The organism is Pseudochrobactrum kiredjianiae (assembly GCF_030362795.1).
Classification (GTDB): domain Bacteria; phylum Pseudomonadota; class Alphaproteobacteria; order Rhizobiales; family Rhizobiaceae; genus Pseudochrobactrum; species Pseudochrobactrum kiredjianiae.
This window is the reverse complement of sequence record NZ_JAUCBM010000001.1, coordinates 268,060-283,210: the sequence shown is the minus strand read 5'-3', so window position 1 is coordinate 283,210 and position 15,151 is coordinate 268,060. Positions and strand designations below refer to the sequence as shown.

Annotated in this window: 14 protein-coding genes; 12 read left to right on the top strand and 2 right to left on the bottom strand. The window is 51.8% G+C overall.

From position 1 onward, the window contains the following. Positions 1 to 15: 15 nt before the first annotated feature. The 5 genes from QUF18_RS01355 to QUF18_RS01335 all read left to right on the top strand — a co-directional run bounded on the left by QUF18_RS01355 (position 16) and on the right by QUF18_RS01335 (position 5,692). A complete protein-coding gene (locus QUF18_RS01355; RefSeq protein ID WP_289384571.1) occupies positions 16 to 765 on the top strand; it encodes a CpaD family pilus assembly protein in 750 nt (249 codons plus the stop codon). 77 nt (positions 766 to 842) lie between these two features. After that, a complete protein-coding gene (locus QUF18_RS01350; protein WP_289384570.1) occupies positions 843 to 2,120 on the top strand; it encodes a CpaE/TadZ family protein in 1,278 nt (425 codons plus the stop codon). 22 nt (positions 2,121 to 2,142) lie between these two features. Next, positions 2,143 to 3,603 (top strand): TadA family conjugal transfer-associated ATPase, encoded by a 1,461-nt coding sequence (locus tag QUF18_RS01345; RefSeq protein WP_289384568.1) that lies wholly within the window; start codon positions 2,143 to 2,145, stop codon positions 3,601 to 3,603. A 74-nt stretch (positions 3,604 to 3,677) separates the two neighbouring features. Further along, positions 3,678 to 4,682 carry a type II secretion system F family protein gene (locus tag QUF18_RS01340; protein WP_289384567.1) on the top strand — a complete coding sequence of 335 codons (1,005 nt, stop codon included), beginning with the start codon at positions 3,678 to 3,680 and terminating at the stop codon, positions 4,680 to 4,682. Between the two features lie 11 nt (positions 4,683 to 4,693). Then, positions 4,694 to 5,692 (top strand): type II secretion system F family protein, encoded by a 999-nt coding sequence (locus QUF18_RS01335; RefSeq protein WP_289384565.1) that lies wholly within the window; start codon positions 4,694 to 4,696, stop codon positions 5,690 to 5,692. 62 nt (positions 5,693 to 5,754) lie between these two features. Here the strand turns inward: QUF18_RS01335 and QUF18_RS01330 are convergent, their stop codons facing one another. After that, a complete protein-coding gene (locus QUF18_RS01330; RefSeq protein WP_289386080.1) occupies positions 5,755 to 6,486 on the bottom strand; it encodes a tetratricopeptide repeat protein in 732 nt (243 codons plus the stop codon). A 295-nt stretch (positions 6,487 to 6,781) separates the two neighbouring features. On the opposite strand from QUF18_RS01330, the gene QUF18_RS01325 reads away from it, so the two are divergent. From QUF18_RS01325 to QUF18_RS01315, 3 genes are all read left to right on the top strand, one after another. Further along, entirely contained in the window at positions 6,782 to 8,200 is a 1,419-nt protein-coding gene (locus tag QUF18_RS01325) for a leucyl aminopeptidase family protein (protein WP_289384563.1), read from the top strand. Between the two features lie 197 nt (positions 8,201 to 8,397). Further along, the gene (locus QUF18_RS01320) at positions 8,398 to 8,748 is read left to right on the top strand and encodes a MarR family transcriptional regulator (protein ID WP_075653991.1); all 351 of its coding nucleotides are present in this window, start codon (positions 8,398 to 8,400) and stop codon (positions 8,746 to 8,748) included. After that, positions 8,745 to 9,605, top strand: a complete 861-nt coding sequence (locus QUF18_RS01315) for a C40 family peptidase (RefSeq protein WP_289384555.1) — start codon at positions 8,745 to 8,747, stop codon at positions 9,603 to 9,605. Before QUF18_RS01320 ends, QUF18_RS01315 begins: the two co-directional genes overlap by 4 nt. Before the next feature lie 198 nt (positions 9,606 to 9,803). Here QUF18_RS01315 and QUF18_RS01310 read toward each other — a convergent pair whose 3' ends face one another. Beyond that, complete coding sequence (locus tag QUF18_RS01310) at positions 9,804 to 10,805, bottom strand: 2-hydroxyacid dehydrogenase (protein WP_289384553.1); 1,002 nt, start codon at positions 10,803 to 10,805, stop codon at positions 9,804 to 9,806. Positions 10,806 to 11,019: 214 nt separating this feature from the next. On the opposite strand from QUF18_RS01310, the gene QUF18_RS01305 reads away from it, so the two are divergent. The 4 genes from QUF18_RS01305 (at position 11,020) to ybeY (ending at position 15,150) form a co-directional block, all read left to right on the top strand. Next, a complete protein-coding gene (locus QUF18_RS01305) occupies positions 11,020 to 11,673 on the top strand; it encodes an SH3 domain-containing protein (RefSeq protein WP_353074473.1) in 654 nt (217 codons plus the stop codon). 101 nt (positions 11,674 to 11,774) lie between these two features. Next, the gene (gene miaB / locus QUF18_RS01300; RefSeq protein WP_289384551.1) at positions 11,775 to 13,202 is read left to right on the top strand and encodes a tRNA (N6-isopentenyl adenosine(37)-C2)-methylthiotransferase MiaB; all 1,428 of its coding nucleotides are present in this window, start codon (positions 11,775 to 11,777) and stop codon (positions 13,200 to 13,202) included. 288 nt (positions 13,203 to 13,490) lie between these two features. After that, positions 13,491 to 14,531, top strand: coding sequence for a PhoH family protein (locus tag QUF18_RS01295; RefSeq protein WP_289386078.1), 1,041 nt, complete (start codon positions 13,491 to 13,493; stop codon positions 14,529 to 14,531). 94 nt (positions 14,532 to 14,625) lie between these two features. Continuing rightward, on the top strand, positions 14,626 to 15,150 hold the full coding sequence (ybeY, locus tag QUF18_RS01290; RefSeq protein ID WP_289384549.1) for an rRNA maturation RNase YbeY: 525 nt from the start codon (positions 14,626 to 14,628) through the stop codon (positions 15,148 to 15,150). Position 15,151 lies beyond the last annotated feature (1 nt).

Sequence of the window (15,151 nt, the reverse complement as noted above, 5' to 3'; positions counted from 1 at the left end):
GAGGGGCAGGTAGCTATGCAGAAAAAACACTTTCAGCCTTCACGCACAATGCTCATCAGTGGCAGCCTGTTCATAACAATGGCTTTGGCAGGATGTGCCAATACGCATCACGTGACTGTTGGCTCAATACCGGATGATTATCGCACCAATCATCCGATTACCATTCAGGAGCGTGAAAAAACAGCTGATATTCCGGTCAGCCGGAATGATAAAAAATTGAGTCTCACGCAGCGCAGCATTGTGCAAAATTCCGTTGACGGCTATCGTCGTCAGGGCTCAGGCATGGTCTTTATATTACTTCCTGAAGGGAGCGCTAACCAGACGGCCGCTTATCGCATCAGCACTGACATTGCCGCGATCCTAAGACAAGGTGGCGTATTAGCCAGCAATATTGCAACCCAAAGCTATCAGGTCAACAACCCGCAAGTCTCAGCTCCGGTCCGCATCAGCTATTATGCTATGACTGCTGCAACCGGCCCTTGCGGGCGCTGGCCGGATGACATGCTGAATACCGCTGAAAACAAACATTACGCTGACTTCGGCTGTGCCACACAGGCTAATTTAGCTGCACAGGTTGCAAATCCGGCAGATTTCCTTGGTCCACGCGCGACAGCGCCACTGAATGGCACGCGCAATGATCGGATTTTAAGCGGGGCATCAAAAGATAGTCCTGACAACGGTTACGATAATATTTCACCAAGTTTATCAAAAGTTTGGGCAGAAGAACGTAGTAAAATTGTAGAATACACTACAAAGTCACAATAATAGACAACTGCATCACAATTTTACTCACAAACTAATGCCAGTTAAAATTGCATACCATTCCAACAAAGGTCGTGATTGTGGAAAACAGTATCACATCAACAGATATATTTCAGGATAGCAGCACGGATATACGCGGTATTCGTCCGCTGCCACGCCTGAATATTGATGCTTTCTGTGAAACGGAAGCCGGCCTGTCTGTACTTCAGTCCTGTGCGCAGGATCGCCGTCTGACACGAACCCGTTGGCAAATCCGTTCGGGTGATATCAACACGGCGCTTGAAGCCTATCATAGTAGTTCCACGCCACACCTCATCATTCTTGAAAGCGCTGCCGGACCGGATCAATTGCTTGCTGATATTACCCGGCTCGCAGAAGTTTGCGACAGCGGCACCCGTGTGTTGATTATCGGCCGCAGCAATGAAGTCCGGCTCTATCGTGAACTGATCCGCAACGGTGTTTCAGACTATCTGGTTGCTCCTGCCAGCCTGTCTGAAGTCATCTCCGTGCTGGATACACTATTTGCGGATCCGTCCACTGCGCCTTCCGGCAGAAGTATTGCCGTTATCGGCGCTAAAGGCGGAACCGGCGCGTCCACACTTGCTCACAACATCAGTTGGAGTCTGGCCAATCAGTTCAAACATGAGGTCGTACTGGCAGATATGGATCTGCCTTTCGGTACAGTTAACATCAACTTTGATCAGGATCCGACCTTAGGGATTGCCGATGCAGTCTACGCGCCAGAGCGTGTAGATGAGGTCTATCTCGATCGTTTGCTAGCTGAAAGCTCTGAGCATTTGTCTTTGCTGGCAGCACCGTCAACGCTCGAAAAAACCTATGATTTTGAAGCGGAATCCTTTGTAACAATCATAGAATCTGCCTTACGCACTACACAATTGCTGGTGCTCGATATGCCGCATAGCTGGAATAACTGGACACGGACAACCCTGATGCAGGCCGATGAGATTATCATCGTCGCCACACCGGAGCTGGCCTGTCTGCGTAACACCAAAAACCTGCTGGATACACTAATCCTGCTGCGCCCGAACGACCGGCCTGCGCATCTTATTCTCAATCAGACCGGTGTTCCCAAGCGTCCTGAAATTTCAACCGCAGAGTTTTGCTCGCCACTCAATATCAAGCCGCTGGCGGTAATTGAGTTTGATCCGCAGTTTTTCGGCACTGCCGCCAATAATGCGCATATGCTCGGAGAGGCTGATCCAAATCATAAAATTTCGCAAAAAATTACCGAGATCGCCCGTGAGCTACTCGGCAAACAGGACGTGCCGGATGAGGCTAAAAAATCAAGCCCGCTGACAGGCCTCTTAAGTAAATTAAAGCGTAAACCTTCCGCTTAACGGACAAGGATAGAGAGCAGCCATGTTCGGAAAAAGAGGCGCAAGCACAGCCGCCACCACCAGCAAACCCGCTGCCAGCCAACAGGCCGGCGGCTCACAGAGCATTGCATCTGCGCCATTGTCGCCATCAGCATCAACAACAAGTGAAATGGCAACAAAAACTGTTGCTGCTCCGGTTGCCCGTGAAAAGTCACAAGCTTATTACGATACGAAATCCCAGATCTTTGCGGCATTGATCGATACAATTGACCTGTCGCAATTATCACGTATGGATGCCGATGCCGCCCGTGATGATATCCGTGAAATCGTCAATGATATTATCTCGATCAAGAATTTTGTTATGTCGATTGCCGAGCAGGAAGAACTGCTCGACGATATTTGTAACGATGTTCTGGGCTATGGCCCACTGGAACCGCTGCTGGCGCGCGATGATATCGCCGATATTATGGTCAACAGCGCACGCAAAACCTATATTGAAGTCAATGGCCGTGTTCAGGAAACCAATGTCCGTTTCCGTGATAATCAGCAATTGCTGAATATCTGCCAGCGTATCGTCTCTCAGGTTGGCCGCCGCGTTGATGAATCCAGCCCGATCTGTGATGCCCGTCTGCCGGATGGCTCCCGCGTCAACGTCATTACCTCACCACTTGCCATTGACGGTACAGCGCTGACGATCCGTAAATTTAAAAAAGACAAGCTGACCCTCGATCAGCTGGTACGTTTCGGCAGTATTTCGCAACTGGGTGCGGAATTGCTGCAAATTATTGGGCGTGTGCGCTGTAATATTATTATTTCCGGTGGCACAGGTTCCGGTAAGACCACCCTGCTAAACTGCCTGACGCGCTATATTGATTCCACTGAGCGCATCATCACCTGCGAAGATTCAGCAGAATTGCAGCTCCAGCAGCCCCATGTTGTCCGCCTTGAAACCCGTCCGCCTAATCTGGAAGGCGAAGGCGAGATCACCATGCGTGATCTGGTTAAGAACTGTCTGCGTATGCGTCCTGAACGTATCATCGTCGGTGAAGTTCGCGGCCCTGAAGTTTTCGATCTGCTTCAGGCCATGAACACCGGTCACGATGGTTCGATGGGCACGATCCACTCCAACAGCCCGCGTGAATGTCTGAACCGTATGGAGGCGATGATTGCCATGGGTGGCTATACTTTGCCACAACGCACCGTGCGTGAGATCATGGTCGGTTCCGTGGATGTCATTATTCAGGCAACGCGTCTTCGTGACGGTACCCGTCGCATAACCCACATTACTGAGGTCATCGGTATGGAGGGCGACGTCATCATAACGCAGGATCTGATTAATTTTGAAATGATGGGGGAAGATATTAACGGCAATATTATAGGCCGTCATGTTTCAACCGGCATTGCTCGTCCGGCCTTCTGGGAGCGGGCACGCTATTACAATGAGGACCAGCGTCTATCGACTATTCTCGATACGATGGAGGTGGCAGGCAGCCATCAAATCTGAAGCCACACCGCATTAAACTGACATTTTTGAACGAAACAGGCATATCATATGCCGGATACTGAAAGGGCACTTCGATGAACGGCGCAACAGTTCTGCTTGTTGTTCTGGCGGCAATTGCGGCCGGTGCCCTGCTCTATGCCATCTTTTTTGACCGCATCAATACGGAAAAAACCGGCCAAAAACGGCTCGATGCAATTAAAAAGACCACAACCAGTCGTGTGGTGATGCGCTCTGAGCGTGAAAAAGCCACTGAGGCGCAAAAGCGACGCAGGACTTTGCAGGACAATCTGGATGAACTGGATCGCCGCAATAAAAAACAGACCAAAAACCAGAAAAATCCGCCTCTGCGTACACTTCTGGCACAGGCCGGATTAAGCTGGAGTGTTCGTCAGTTCTATCTCATCAGTGCAGGCAGTGGTTTTATCTGCTTTTTGTTTGGCTTGGTGGGTGGCGTACCCTTAATACTATCGCCGGTGATTGCTCTGATCGGTTTTTTCGGTGTTCCGCGCTGGATTATTTTGCATTTGCGTAAAAAGCGCATGAAAGCCTTCCTGAATGACTTTCCAAATGCGCTGGACGTGATTACCCGCTCATTACGCTCCGGTCTGCCATTAAATGACAGTCTGCGTTTGCTGGCCAATGATGCGCCGTCACCGGTCAAAGAAGAGTTTCGCCGGATTATTGAAGCTCAGCAAATAGGACTGACGATACCGGAAGCTGTTGCGAAAATGCCGGAGAACATGCCTTGTCCGGAAACCAATTTTTTCTCAATTGTGATCCAGATTCAATCGCAGGCCGGTGGCAACCTTTCGGAAGCTCTTGGAAATCTGTCACGCGTCTTGCGTGATCGGAAAAAAATGGCAGCCAAGGTACAAGCCATGTCTCAGGAAGCTAAGGCTTCGGCTGCGATTATCGGCTCCCTGCCGTTTTTTGTGGCCACAGTGATTTCCTTTATGAATCCCGGCTATATCGGCCTGCTGTTCACGACCTTTCCCGGCAATGTTTTGCTGGTCATCTCAGTCGTCATGTATTCTCTCGGAATTTTCGTGATGAAAACCATGATTAACTTCAAAATGTAAGCGGGATGGCGATGCGCGAATTTTTCGAAACCACGCTATTTCAGCGGCAAACTCTAATCAGCATTCTTGTTATGTTTGCGATGTTCGCAACCATAATGACGCTACTGCTCCCCTATTTACAGCGTAATCCGCTCAAAAGCCGGATGAAATCCGTTGCCCTTGAACGCGAAGCTATTCGCGCGCGTGAAAGAGCCCGCATTGCCAATGATAAAGAGCGTGGCATCAGTCTGCGCCATCAGCAAAAAGCCGGTATTCGCGATTTTGTTGAGAAGCTGGATTTGCGCCGTGCCCTTGCTGATGACAAAACCGTTGCGTCGCTGCGCCAAGCAGGTTTTCGCGGTCAAAATCCGCTGAATATTTTTCTGTTCATGCGCTTCATGCTGCCCTTTGCATTTTTGGCGCTGGCGATATTCATGATCTTCGGACTCGGTATGCTGGCGCAACAATCAACCTTTGTTCGTTTCTTTATTTGCATTCTTGCAGCTTATGCCGGTTTTTATGCACCGAATCTCTATGTCAGCAATATTGCAGCCAAACGCCGTGACTCCATTACTCTGGCTTGGCCGGATGCACTGGATCTGATGCTGATTTGTGTTGAATCCGGCATGTCAACGGAAGCAGCCTTCCGCCGCGTTGCCGATGAAATCGGCGTCCAGTCTGTCGATCTGGCAGAAGAATTAATGCTGACCAATGCGGAACTGGCCTTTTTGCCGGAACGCCGTCAGGCCTATGACAATCTTGCCAGTCGCACGGGCATGGAAGCGATCAAAGCCATGACACAAGCCCTTATACAGGCAGAGCGTTATGGTACGCCGGTGGCAACGGCAATGCGTACACTCTCGCAGGAAAGCCGCGATATGCGTCTGTTGGCTGCTGAAAAGAAGGCCGCAGGTCTGCCGCCTAAACTCACGGTGCCGATGATCGTATTTTTCTTACCCGTCTTGTTTATGGTCATTCTCGGCCCTGCCATGATCCAGATTTTTGGTCAGGGCGGTATCGCCGGTAATTAACAAAAATACCTGCCTGAATCTCACTTCAAGCAGGTATTTTTTATTCATAAACTTTTCAGACTTTATGCCTGTTTTTTAACGCCCTGTTTTGCGAGCATTGAGCGCAGATAATCTGTATTGGCTTTTGCCTGTTCCGGCGACAATTCACGCGAAGCAATGGTTTCTGCCTCCTGAAAACGTCCCTGAAGACCAACAACCAGCGCCAGATTTTGACGAACGCGGCTGTCACTGCCATTCGCCACTGTTGCCTGACGCAGATATTTCTCTGCCGTTGGCAAATCACCGCTCAAAACATAGGACATCGCAAGATTAGACAGGATAGAAGCTTCACCCGGTTTAATCTGTAGTGCTTTCTGATAAATTGTGCGGGCAGCTGCGGAATTGCCCTGCTGATCGAGAATTGCACCTTCAGTCGACAGCAAACGCCAGTCCGGATAATCCGGCGTCTGCGCACGGCGCACAGCGTCCAGTGCTGCATCCAGCTCCCCTGCTCCGGCCAAAGCCTTACCATAGGCTGCCAAGACCTGCTTATCCTTTGGCAGTTGAATCGCAATTGCCCGCATCACAGCCAGTGACTGGTCATTACGACCTGCCATGCTCAGCACGGTTGCATAATTCAGTGCAGCGACTTTGCTGGTCGGGTTTTTCTGATAATGCGCGCCATAGGTCTGTGCAGCCTGTGCCAATTGCATGGCGTTCATTTGTTCAATAGAACGCTCAGTCTTAGTGCCGCCGCCTTTGGCAACAGAACCGGTTGTTGTACGGTCAACGCCAGTACAACCGGCAACAACCATTCCGGCCAGAACCAGGGCAGAAGTCAGCTTCAGGCTTTTGGTCAAAAACCGGCCGCGTATCTGAAAGCGACGATATGGCTTGTCCGATTTTTCAGAACTTGTCACATAGTGCTGCATCAGAGTTTCTCCATCAAAATATAAGAGGCGACAGAGCTGTCAATCAGGCTGACGAATTGATGCAGCTTCACCGGAATATAATGAAAATCAATATTCCATTAACCCTAATAGAGGGTTAATTATTAAGGCTGTATCAGCGACTCAGGCCGCTCTCCCGAAAATAAAAACGGAATTGACAATGACCTCCCTCCCTTTATCTGCGAACCGCGCCGACCTTCTGGATCAGCAGGCTGCCGACAGCCGCCCGATATGGCTGGTAACACCAGAGACACTGGCGAATGGTCAGTTCCCGCAAACTGTTCTCACTTGGGCAAAAGCCAATGCCTATAAAGGCAAAGCCGGACAATTGCTGACGCTGGCCAATGAGCAGGGACAGATCAGCGGCGCTTTATTCGGCATTGAACCGGCTGATAAAGACAAAAGCGGTGAAGGTCGCCTGATCGGCGGCAAACTTGCCCGTCTGCTGCCTGTCGGCAACTGGCATATCGAAGGCAAAGCAGATCACGCGGAATTATTCGCGGTCAGCTTTTTGCTCGGCGGCTACCAGTTCAACCACTATAAAAAAGATGCTTCCGCAGAAGATCAGAACAGCGTTTCGCTCTATATTTCCGGCCTGTCTGATCTGGCGGAAACCCGCCGTCTGGCTGATGCCAGCGCCATGACCCGCGACCTGATCAATACACCAACCAGCGATATGGGACCGGACGCATTGGAAATGGCAGCCCGCAAACTCGCAGACGTTTATGGTGCGAAATTCACTGCCGTTATCGGCAATGATCTGCTCAATCAGAATTTTCCGATGATCCATGCCGTCGGCCGTGCCAGCGACACAGCTCCGCGCCTGATTGATTTTACTTGGGGCAAGGACAGCGATCCGAAAGTCACGCTGGTCGGTAAAGGCGTGTGCTTTGACACCGGTGGTCTTGATATCAAAGCTGCCAGCGGCATGCTACTGATGAAGAAAGATATGGGCGGTGCTGCCAATGTGCTGGGTCTTGCCCGCATGATTATGGATGCCAAGCTGCCGGTACGTCTGCGCGTGTTGATCCCTGCGGTGGAGAACTCTATTTCCGGTAATGCGTTCCGCCCGAGTGATATTCTGACTTCCCGTCAGGGACAGACTGTTGAAATCGGCAATACCGATGCGGAAGGTCGTCTGGTTCTCGCCGATGCGCTGACCCTCGCCGATGAAGAAAATCCGGATCTCATCATCGACATGGCAACTCTGACAGGCGCAGCCCGCGTGGCATTGGGACCTGACCTGCCGCCATTCTACAGCCATGATGAAGCCTTTGCTGCTAAAGTGGCAGAGCAGGCTGTAGCGCAGTCCGATCCGCTCTGGCGCATGCCGCTCTGGGCACCTTATGAGGCCAAACTCGCTTCCAAAGTTGCCGATACCAACAATGTAACCACCGACGGTTTTGCTGGCTCTGTTACCGCAGCGCTGTTCCTCTCGCGCTTTGTCAAAAATGCCAAGGTCTGGGGACACTTCGATATTTACGGCTGGACACCGGTTGAAAAATCAGCAGCCACAGTCGGCGGTGCCGCACAGGGTATCCGTGCGCTCTATCAGGTGATCAAACAACGCTATGCATAGAGCAGTTCCGGTTCATCTTGAACCGTTGGAACCGCTCTGTCTTTCTTTCACGCATTTGCCAGCCAAAACCGGTTCCCACTTTTGGCTCGCAAATGCTCTGAACCTCTTGCAGGCTTCGCTTAAAAGCGGTTCTATAAGCAGAACAGCTTGCCCATTCATTATGGGCAAGCCTTTCTTCTCTTGAATAAGCGGTATTCATGGCTGTCGAGTTAAAACCACTACAGGCACTGACGCTGTTACAAACCGTGTCCCTGTCACAGGTACGCGACGAAACCCATGATCTGACATGGCGGCAGATGGCCATTCTGCTGACAATCTATCTTGAAACACCACCCCATACAGTGCGTGCGCTGGCTGCGCGTCTTGGTGTGACAAAACCTGTTATTACCCGCGCGCTGGATACGATGGGCACGATGGGGCTGGTCAGCCGCCATCGCGACCCGCAGGATCTGCGTAATGTCCTGATCAAACGAACTGTCAGCGGTGCGCTCTATGTTGAAAGACTGGGCGACCGCGTTATTGCAAAATCCAGGGAATTGCCTTTATGACCCAGCCTGATCGCCGTCTCCATGCCTATCGTCCCGATCTGGCCGATAGCGCTTTACGCGGAAAAGTCGATGCCGCCGCTTTTACTGAAGGCAAGCTAAAGCGTGTTATTGTTCCTGTCAGCGATCTGCGCAGTAAGCCAGAACCAGCCAGCGGCCCGCAGAGCCAGATTCTCTACGGCGATGAAGTGACCGTGTTTGAACAGGCCAATGGCTGGAGTTGGGTGCAGGCTCTGCGTGACGGTTATGTCGGCTATCTGCCGGATACAGAACTGGGTGACACCGGTAATGCACCGACCCACCGTATCTGTGTGCCACGTACTTTCATTTATTCCGGCGCTGATCTGCGCTTCCGTCACACCAGCGCCCTGTCACTCGGTTCAAACGTCGAGATCACCGAATTTGTTGAAAACCGCGGCAGCCGCTACGGAATGTTGCCGGATGGCACTGCGATTTTTGCCAAGCATCTGCGTGCCATTGACGAAACGGTTGCCGATTATGTCACCACAGCGGAAAGCCTGATCAACACCCCTTATCTGTGGGGTGGTACCTCCGGTTTCGGTATTGACTGCTCCGGTCTGGTGCAGCTTGCCATGCTTGATGCAGGACGCAATGTGCTGCGTGATTCCGATATGCAGGGTGCTCATTTGGGCGAAATCCTTGATGCCGGTGAGAATTATGCCAATCTGCAGCGCGGCGATCTGGTGTTCTGGCCCGGCCATGTGGCGATCATGGCCAGCCCCGACATGATGATCCATGCCAATGGTCATACGATGACTGTGGCCTATGAGGGTTTACGTGAAGGGATTGAACGGATCGCCTATCTTTACGATTTACCCTCTCGCTTCCGCCGCCCATAAAGAATTCTGTCCCTAGCGGGCTGCAAATGGCGCTTTCCTCGACTTCAGGTGCTCACGTATCTTTAATACGCTCCGCTCCGGTTCTCGGAGATCACCATTTTCGCCACGCCATCAACAGAATTACCTCAGTGTTACACGCAGTAAGTATAAAAAAGCCGCCGGAATTTCCGGCGGCTTTTTTTTGTAATTTCAGTGTGTTTAAACCTTTGGCGGCAATACGCGGTCCGGTGTGCGGTGACCATCCCAGAAAGCACGGATATTGACGATGACTTTATCGCCCATATCAATGCGCCCTTCTAACGTGGCCGAGCCCATATGCGGCAACATCACAACTTTGCCTTCTGAAGCCAGCTTCAAAAGACGCGGATCAACCGCCGGATGCTGCTCAAATACATCAAGACCGGCACCAGCCAGCTTGCCCTGTTCAATCTGACTAATCAGCGCGTTTTCATCGACAATCTCGCCGCGCGATGTATTCACCAAATAAGCATTGGGCTGCATCAGCTCGATGCGCCTTGCCGAGAGCAGGTGAAAGGTTGCCGGTGTCGAAGGACAATTGACGGAAATAATATCCATCCGCGCCAGCATCTGGTCGAGACTGTCCCAATAGGTCGCTTCCAGCTCTTCCTCAACCGCCGCATGAACCCGCTTGCGGTTGTGATAATGGATAGCAAGGCCGAAAGCCTTGGCGCGGCGTGCCACAGCAGTACCGATACGCCCCATGCCAACAATACCGAGACGTTTGCCCCAGATACGCCGCCCCAGCATCCATGTGGGCGACCAGCCCGGCCATTCGCCGGAGGTGGAAAACACGTTTGCCCCCTGCACAAGACGGCGCGGCACGGAGAGAATCAGCCCCATCGCCATATCGGCAGTATCTTCTGTAAGAACATTCGGCGTGTTGGTGACAGAGATACCGCGCTTGGCCGCGGCGGCCACATCCACATTGTCCACACCATTGCCGAAATTGGCAATCAGCTTCAGATTGGCTCCGGCCTGCTCAATCAGCTCCGCATCAATCACATCGCGAATCGTCGGCACCAGCACATCGGCCTCGCGCATGGCTGCCGCCAGCTCCTCACGCGACATTTTATGGTCATCAATATTCAGGCGCGCATCAAACAATTCACGCATGCGCGTTTCAACAGGATCCGGTAATTTCCGGGTAATGACGACCAATGGTTTCTTTTTGCCCGACATTTCTACCCCTTTGATGTGTCGCGTTGAGACCTCCTTAACCAAGAAGGTGCAGAGTGCGGCATTGTCATGGTTCATCACCTGTCTAGCAAGGCAGACGAACAAAGACAAAGAAAAAGCGCCGGTTCAGGTCTCCTAACGTCATATTGATCTTGCAGACCAATCTTGCAAACCGGTGAAATGACTATACCAGAATATAAGCCGGTCAGGACTGTGAATGAAACTGCATATGCGTAAAACAGAAAAATCAGGATTACACCTGTTACTGGCCATTGGCCTATTTTCTTGTCTGCTTATGCTGCCGTCTTTATCCGGCTGGCATCCGGTACATGCACAAGACACCTCCACAGAAGGCGATGCCTCATCCGCAGAAGAAGGTCCTTCCGGTGAAGAAACATCGTCCAAAGGCGAAGCCTCGTCTGCGAATCTGGGTGCAAGCGGCTTACCGGTTCCACGTTTTGTCAGCCTGAAACCTGCCCGCGTGAATATTCGCGTCGGTCCAGGGCGCGACTATGCCGTTTCATGGCTCTATACAAAATCTGGCCTACCTGTTGAAATTATTCAGGAATATGACAATTGGCGGCGTATCCGTGATGTTGATGGCACTGAGGGTTGGGTCTATCAGTCACTACTCGCAGGCAAACGCACAGCGATTGTCGCTCCATGGCAACGCGGCAAATCAGAAAACCTGATTGATCTCTATGCCAGTGCCAGTGACACAGCCCGCATAGTTGCACGGGCTGAAGCCGGTGTGATCGGCAATATTCGTGAATGCACGGGAAAATGGTGCCAAATTGAAACTCAGGGCACACGAGGCTGGATCAAGCAAGCACTCATCTGGGGTGCCTATCCGGATGAAGTTTTCGACTGACCTGTCCTGTAAGAGAGCCATCCCGTCAATATGAGCTTTCCATCAGGTTTGTGCGCATCTGTCCCCTTCTCATTGGCAGCGAAAAGCGTTAAAAGCCGCCTATGACGGATCAAACACTACCTCACTCCCAGCATAAGGCCTCTGACGCAGAACTGAGCGTCAACGCCTCCGGTAATAATCTGGCCAATAGCCGCAAGGTTTTTGTCAAAACCTATGGCTGTCAGATGAATGTCTATGACAGTCAGCGAATGGCCGACAGTCTGGCCGCAGAAGGCTATGTCACAACCGACAGTGCTGATGACGCGGATATGGTGCTGATTAATACCTGCCACATCCGTGAAAAGGCTTCCGAAAAACTGTATTCCGCGCTGGGTCGCCTGCGCAATATGAAGAATAAACGCCAGGCTGACGGCAAAGACCTGATTATCGGCGTTGCCGGTTGTGTAGCACAGGCCGAAGGCGATGAAATTTTACGCCGCTCCCCGACTGTTGATCTCGTTGTCGGTCCGCAGACCTACCACCGTTTGCCGCAGGCGCTGAAACAGGTGCGTGAAGGCCGTCAGGTTGTCGACACAGAATATGCCATTGAAGACAAATTTGAGCATCTGCCAGTGGCCACCCGCGAGCAGGTACGCAAACGCGGTGCCTCTGCTTTTCTAACCGTGCAGGAAGGCTGCGATAAGTTCTGCACCTTCTGCGTGGTGCCTTACACGCGCGGTTCTGAAGTGTCCCGCTCGGTTGCCCAAATCGTTAGTGAAGCCACAAAACTGGTGCAGGCCGGTGTGCGTGATCTGACCCTGCTCGGCCAGAATGTGAATGGCTGGCACGGTGTTGGTGATGACGGCCGCGAATGGGGCTTAGGTGAACTGCTTTACCATCTGGCAGAAATTCCGGGTATTGCCCGTCTGCGCTACACCACCAGCCATCCGCGCGATATGGATGAAATGCTAATCAAAGCGCATGGCGATCTCGATATTCTGATGCCTTATCTGCATCTGCCGGTACAATCAGGATCAGACCGTATTCTGAAAGCCATGAACCGCAAGCACAAAGGCGCAGATTACGTTCAGCTCATTCAGCGTATTCGCGCAGTGCGCCCTGATCTCGCCCTTTCCGGCGACTTCATTGTCGGCTTCCCAGGTGAGACCGACGAGGACTTTGAAGATACCATGCAGCTGGTGCGTGACGTTCGTTATGCGCAGGCCTATTCGTTCAAATACTCTCCTCGTCCTGGTACACCGGGTGCAGACCTGCCGGATCATGTGGAAGAATCTGTCAAAGATGAACGTTTGCAGCGTTTACAGGCTCTACTCAGCGAACAGCAATATGCGTTTCAGGACAGCCTTGTCGGCACAGAAATGGATGTGCTGCTGGAAAAACCGGGGCGCTTTGAAGGGCAGATGATCGGCCGTTCTCCATGGCTCATTCCGGTGATTATCGATAATGAGCAAGGTGAGGTTGGTGATATCATCCGCGTCCGTGTGATTTCGACCGGCACCAACAGCCTGATGGCTGAGAAACTGGCTTAAATAACACCTATCACGACCAGTGCTGCTTTCCCGCGTGACAGTGTCATTAATCTGTACCATAATCGTGTCAGATATGATCTGTCACATATGATCTGTGACGGCGGATCAGCGCCTTTTAAGAGCGCCGTACGCCCTGTCAGGCGTACTAAGGTCGCTCTGACAGTTTAAATGTAAAGCTAAACCGCAATCAAGGAGAGCCGGTTGAACGTCACCACGGGCAAACAGGTTAGCAAAGAACTGAAAAATCCCGCCGCCTCTACACCTGCCTTGCAGGATGGCGCGTCTGATATGGCTCATATTGTCCTCGACTTTGACAGCAACCGCTTAGCGAGTGCGCTGTTCGGCCAGTTTGACGAAAATCTAGCTTATATCGAGCAAAAGCTCGGCGTCGATGTGCGCTCTAAGGGCAATCAGCTGATCCTGCGCGGTGAAGCCACAGCCACAGCGCAGGCACGTATGGCGCTGGATCACCTCTATTCGCTTTTGGAAAAAGGGCATGATTTGAGCAAATCTGATGTGGACGGCGCGCTGCGCATGGCATCCGGTGCAACACCGGTGCGTGATGATCAGATGAGCCTGCCAACGCTTGAGACCAAAACCCGCCTTTCCGCCGCACAAATCTCCACCCGTAAAAAGACCATCTTTGCCCGCACCCCGACGCAAGATGCCTATATGCGCGCGATGGAGCGATCAGAGCTGGTTTTCGGCACCGGCCCTGCCGGTACGGGTAAAACCTATCTCGCTGTTGCCCATGCTGCGATGCTGCTGGAGCGTGGCATGGTGGAAAGAATTGTGCTGTCCCGCCCTGCGGTTGAAGCCGGTGAACGGTTGGGCTTCCTGCCCGGCGACATGAAAGAAAAAGTCGATCCTTATCTGCGTCCGCTTTATGACGCGCTTTATGATATGATCCCTGCCGATAAGGTAGAACGTGCACTTGCCGCCGGTGTGATTGAAATTGCACCTTTGGCCTTCATGCGCGGCCGCACATTGGCACATGCAGCCGTTATTCTGGATGAAGCGCAAAACACCACATCTATGCAGATGAAAATGTTCCTGACTCGTCTGGGTGAAGGATCTCGCATGATGATTACCGGTGATCCGAGCCAGATCGATCTGCCGCTTGGCCAGAAATCCGGCCTTGTGGAAGCGCTGGAAATTTTGGGTGACGTCGAAAATATTGTCACCGTGCGTTTCACTGACAAAGATGTGGTACGCCATCCGATGGTTGCCGCCATTGTCCGCGCCTATGAAAAGCGCGGGGCGGCCAGAACAATCAGCCGCCAAAAACATATTGTGGCTGAGGGTGAAAATACGCCGTCGGAAACCTAAATAGCTTCTCAGAATACAACTTGATTTTTACAACAGCCCGTCTCTTTGCAGGCGGGCTGTTGTCTTAACAGTTCAACCGGTTCACGAAACGAAAATGATTACAATTGACATCCTCATTGAAAGTCCCCTCTGGGAAAGTCCCTTCGGGGAAACCCCGCAGGGAACCGACAGTGAAACCTATGAAGCACTGGCACAATCCTGCGTCGATGCCGTCTGGGCACGACTTGAATTACCGAAGAAACCAACAGAGTTAAGTCTAGTCCTGACCGATGATGCTTCAATCCGCACCATCAATGCGGAATGGCGCAACAAAGACAAAGCCACCAATGTGCTGTCTTTCCCTGCCTTTGACATTGCTCCGGGCGATGCGCCGGGGCCGATGCTCGGCGATATTATTATTGCGCGGGAAACAGTTGAACGTGAAGCTCTGGAAGAAAACAAAAGTTTTGATCAGCACCTGCATCATATGATCGTGCACGGATTGCTGCATCTTCTCGGCTATGATCACGAAGATGATGAAGAGGCAGAGGAAATGGAGGGGCTGGAACGTGAAATTCTTCATGCTCTTGCCATACCTGATCCTTATACTGTACATTCACCTGATAATGAAAACGATTGAC

What these genes read in the sequence shown, in the direction of transcription:
- QUF18_RS01320 (WP_075653991.1), top strand. Translation starts at nt 8,398, where the DNA reads ATGGCTGTCGAGTTAAAACCACTACAGGCACTGACGCTGTTACAAACC.
- QUF18_RS01355 (WP_289384571.1), top strand. Translation starts at nt 16, where the DNA reads ATGCAGAAAAAACACTTTCAGCCTTCACGCACAATGCTCATCAGTGGC.
- ybeY (WP_289384549.1), top strand. Translation starts at nt 14,626, where the DNA reads ATGATTACAATTGACATCCTCATTGAAAGTCCCCTCTGGGAAAGTCCC.
- QUF18_RS01315 (WP_289384555.1), top strand. Translation starts at nt 8,745, where the DNA reads ATGACCCAGCCTGATCGCCGTCTCCATGCCTATCGTCCCGATCTGGCC.
- QUF18_RS01310 (WP_289384553.1), bottom strand. Translation starts at nt 10,805, where the DNA reads ATGTCGGGCAAAAAGAAACCATTGGTCGTCATTACCCGGAAATTACCG.
- QUF18_RS01335 (WP_289384565.1), top strand. Translation starts at nt 4,694, where the DNA reads ATGCGCGAATTTTTCGAAACCACGCTATTTCAGCGGCAAACTCTAATC.
- QUF18_RS01325 (WP_289384563.1), top strand. Translation starts at nt 6,782, where the DNA reads ATGACCTCCCTCCCTTTATCTGCGAACCGCGCCGACCTTCTGGATCAG.
- miaB (WP_289384551.1), top strand. Translation starts at nt 11,775, where the DNA reads ATGACGGATCAAACACTACCTCACTCCCAGCATAAGGCCTCTGACGCA.
- QUF18_RS01345 (WP_289384568.1), top strand. Translation starts at nt 2,143, where the DNA reads ATGTTCGGAAAAAGAGGCGCAAGCACAGCCGCCACCACCAGCAAACCC.
- QUF18_RS01305 (WP_353074473.1), top strand. Translation starts at nt 11,020, where the DNA reads ATGAAACTGCATATGCGTAAAACAGAAAAATCAGGATTACACCTGTTA.
- QUF18_RS01340 (WP_289384567.1), top strand. Translation starts at nt 3,678, where the DNA reads ATGAACGGCGCAACAGTTCTGCTTGTTGTTCTGGCGGCAATTGCGGCC.
- QUF18_RS01330 (WP_289386080.1), bottom strand. Translation starts at nt 6,486, where the DNA reads ATGGTTGTTGCCGGTTGTACTGGCGTTGACCGTACAACAACCGGTTCT.
- QUF18_RS01295 (WP_289386078.1), top strand. Translation starts at nt 13,491, where the DNA reads ATGGCTCATATTGTCCTCGACTTTGACAGCAACCGCTTAGCGAGTGCG.